This window comes from Burkholderia sp. Bp9099 (genome assembly GCF_003857805.1).
In the GTDB taxonomy this organism is placed as follows: domain Bacteria; phylum Pseudomonadota; class Gammaproteobacteria; order Burkholderiales; family Burkholderiaceae; genus Burkholderia.
This window is the reverse complement of sequence record NZ_QTPU01000104.1, coordinates 1-620: the sequence shown is the minus strand read 5'-3', so window position 1 is coordinate 620 and position 620 is coordinate 1. Positions and strand designations below refer to the sequence as shown.

1 pseudogene is annotated in these 620 nt (G+C 59.8%); it reads right to left on the bottom strand.

What is annotated here, in order from left to right:
* Window positions 1–620, bottom strand: a pseudogene (locus DIE17_RS37110) (hypothetical protein); the annotation flags it as partial.

The following is a 620-nucleotide window of genomic DNA, read 5'->3' as shown; positions in this document are numbered from 1 at the left end:
TGATCGTGTGGGCAGCAATATGCGGTGACGCGACCGTATGTAGACCCAATTAGACCATGCCGAAAACGATCCTCTTGTGCCGCATAAGACCGATTGCTGGTCGGCGAGACTCGCTTGTTTTCCATGTCTTCATCGATTTTGTCGGCGGGCAGTTCGTATGCTTTTCGAGCACCGATGATCGAAAGGAATGTGCCGAACGTCTTCGTGCGCGCAGCGTAGGTTTGTCGTCCACGCCGGCCGCTGCCGTCTTTCGTCGCGCGTTGCGACCAGGTATCCATGAATGTGTCGGACTTGTTCGGGCCGTCAGCATTGGCGAGACTGTACGGTGCGTTCGCCAGCACGTAGGCGTCCGCCACGCAGTGGCCCGTGCGCCCCCACGGATCTTCGACATCGGGGAATGCGTCGCCGAAGAACGCCGCAGTGAGGCCCACGATATTTCCTTGGCTGTGGCATACGACGGTAATCGGGACATCGGCCTGCATGCTTCGGATCGACTCGATCAGTCTGGCCAAGCGCAGCGCCGCGAGTACGCCATACGCTCGAGGCGGCGCGCGGTACAGCGGCCGATTGGTCGGATTGATGCCTTGCACGGTCATCCAGCCCATCGTTCGATCATCCAG